The following is a 2,726-nucleotide window of genomic DNA, read 5'->3' as shown; positions in this document are numbered from 1 at the left end:
GGGGAGGTGAGTGGGTGGGTTTGCGTAGGGGCACAGCATGCTGTGCCCCTACGCCTTAGACGGTTTGCCAGGGAGCGTTGACCAGGCTCCAGGTGGGGTTGTTAATGGCCATGTCCATGTCGCGGGCGAAGACCTCAAAGCCTTCGTAGCCGTGGTAGGGGCCGGAGTAATCCCAGGAGTGCATCTGGCGGAAGGGCAGGGCCATCTTCTGGAAGACGTACTTCTCTTTGATGCCAGCGGCGATCAGGTCTGGCTTCATTTGCTTGGCCAGTTCCTCAAACTCAAAACCGCTAACGTCGTCGTAGATGACGGTGCCTTCGTCTACATAGTCGGCGGTGCGCTTGTAGTCGTCGCCGTGGCCGAACTCGTAGCCAGTACCGATTACCTTCATGCCCAGGTCTTCAAAGGCGGGAATGACGTGGCGGGGGCGCAGGCCACCAACCATCATCATCACTTGCTTGCCTTCCAGCCGGGTGCGATATTTCTCGACGATCGCATCCATGCGGGGCTGGAAGCTGGCGATCACTTCTTCAGCTTTGGCCTGGATAGTTTCGTCGAACTGGGCGGCAATCTTGCGCAGCGACTTGGCAATCTGGGTAGGGCCAAAGAAGTTGTACTCAATCCAGGGAATCTGATACTTCTCTTCCATGAAGCGGCAGATGTAGTTCATGGAGCGATAGCAGTGGATCAGGTTGAGCTTGGCCAGGGGGGTCATCACCACTTCGTTGAAGGTGCCATCCCCAGAGAACTGACAGATGACGCGGAGGCCGATGGCTTCGAGCAGCATGCGGCTGGGCCAGGCATCTCCACCGATGTTGTAGTCACCGATGATGTTGACGTCGTAGGCACCGGGCTCAAAGCCCTCGGGGGTTTGCCGGTATTCATCGGCCTTGGGTAGCACCCAGTCACGCACGGTGTCGTTGGCGATATGGTGGCCAAGGGACTGGGAGACCCCCCGGAAGCCTTCGCAGCGTACTGGCACTACGGGCTTGCCGGTTTTCTTGGCCTGCTTACGGGCGACGGCTTCAATGTCATCCCCAATCAGGCCCACCGGACATTCTGATTCAATCGTGGTGCCTTTGCTGAGGGGGAAGAGCTCTTCGAGCTCGTCAATCAGTTTGTCGAGCTTTTTGTCGCCGCCAAATACAATGTCGCGCTCCTGGAAGTCGGAGGTGAACTGCATGGTGCCGAAGGTATCGACTCCGGTGGTGCCGATGTAGTAGTTGCGGCGACCAGACCAGGAGTAGTAGCCGCAGCCCACGGGGCCGTGGCTGATGTGAATCATGTCTTTAACCGGCCCCCAGACCACACCCTTGGCCCCTGCATAGGCACAGCCACGGGTGGTCATTACGCCAGGAACGGATTTTTTGTTGGATTTGACACCGCAGTCGGAAGCGCCTTCTTCGGTCACATTCAGGTGCTTGGAGCGGCTCTTTTTAGCTTTGTCGGGGTACGCTTCCAGGACCTCCTGGACGAGCGCTTTTCTATCTTCTACGGTAGTCATGGTGCCCTCTTAGGTAGGGTGGACGGGTGGAGTAGGTAACAGGGAGTAGGGAGTAGGGAGTAGGGAGTAGGGTGGGCATTGCCCACCAGAGCTAACGTGAATGCCTGACCGAAGCGAATGATGTCCCAAAAGCGTGCTTGCAAGTGACTCGGACTCGTGCCGCTTCGGTGCAGGTATCAGGGGTTAGACGCCAACGGTAGCCTTGTCGGCGGCTAGAGCCTTCTCGTACTCTTCGTCACCGTTCAGCAGACCGAATTCAACCAGCAGTTCTTCCAGCTCGTCCATGGTGATGGGCGTGGGAATAACCAGGTTCTTGTTGTTTTCGATCTTCTTAGCGAGCGTGGTGTATTCTGCCGCTTGCTTGCTGTCGGGGGCATACTCAATGACCGTCATGCGGCGCAGTTCAGCGTGCTGCACGATGTTGTCGCGAGGTACGAAGTGGATCATCTGGGTGCCGAGGCGCTCAGCCAGGGTTTCGATCAGCTCGACTTCGCGGTCAACATTACGGCTGTTGCAGATCAGGCCGCCTAGGCGTACACCACCGGAGTGGGCGTACTTGAGGATGCCTCGGGCGATGTTGTTGGCCGCGTACATGGCCATCATTTCACCGGAGCAGACGATGTAGATTTCCTGGGCTTTGCCTTCCCGAATGGGCATGGCAAAACCGCCGCAAACCACGTCGCCCAGTACGTCGTAGGAGACGAAATCGAGGTCTTCGTAAGCGCCTTCTTCTTCGAGGAAGTTGATGGCGGTGATGATGCCTCGGCCAGCACAGCCGACACCGGGCTCAGGGCCGCCCGATTCAACGCACTTGACGTCCTTATAGCCCTTGAGCAGCACTTCTTCGAGCTCCAGGTCTTCGACCGCGCCGCGCTCGGCGGCCAGGTGCAGAATGGTGGTCTGGGCTTTGCTGTGCAGCATCAGGCGGGTGGAGTCAGCCTTAGGGTCACAACCGACGATCATGATGCGGTTGCGATCGGCCATACTGGCGATGGTGTTTTGGGAGGTGGTGGACTTACCAATACCGCCTTTTCCGTAAAATGCAATCTGTCGCATGGGTGGATTTCTCCGTGTTGTATAGGGTTTTGGGGTGAACAAGGGTGAGAGGAAACCAGAATTCAGGAGTCAGGAGACAGGTGTTGGTGTTGAACTCTGGAAGACTTAAGGATCGAGACTTCGGGGTCAGGCCGGGGGCGATCGCCCGAAGTGGAGAGATGGGGTG

General features: G+C 57.6%; 2 protein-coding genes. Both read right to left on the bottom strand.

Annotation, left to right across the window (positions count from 1 at the left end):
• Window positions 1–55: 55 nt before the first annotated feature.
• A complete protein-coding gene (gene nifD / locus IQ254_RS30620; RefSeq protein ID WP_193969909.1) occupies window positions 56–1,504 on the bottom strand; it encodes a nitrogenase molybdenum-iron protein alpha chain in 1,449 nt (482 codons plus the stop codon).
• Between the two features lie 183 nt (window positions 1,505–1,687).
• Window positions 1,688–2,560: a nitrogenase iron protein gene (nifH, locus tag IQ254_RS30615; protein WP_193969908.1), complete on the bottom strand. Its 873-nt coding sequence runs from the start codon at window positions 2,558–2,560 to the stop codon at window positions 1,688–1,690.
• Window positions 2,561–2,726 lie beyond the last annotated feature (166 nt).

The sequence above is a fragment of the Nodosilinea sp. LEGE 07088 genome, from assembly GCF_015207395.1.
Lineage (GTDB): Bacteria > Cyanobacteriota > Cyanobacteriia > Phormidesmidales > Phormidesmidaceae > Nodosilinea.
The sequence above is the reverse complement of the archived record's forward strand: the minus strand, read 5'-3'. Positions and strand labels throughout refer to the sequence as shown.

Excerpts from the sequence above, each read along its gene's own strand:
- nifD (WP_193969909.1), bottom strand. The coding sequence starts at position 1,504 with ATGACTACCGTAGAAGATAGAAAAGCGCTCGTCCAGGAGGTCCTGGAA.
- nifH (WP_193969908.1), bottom strand. The coding sequence starts at position 2,560 with ATGCGACAGATTGCATTTTACGGAAAAGGCGGTATTGGTAAGTCCACC.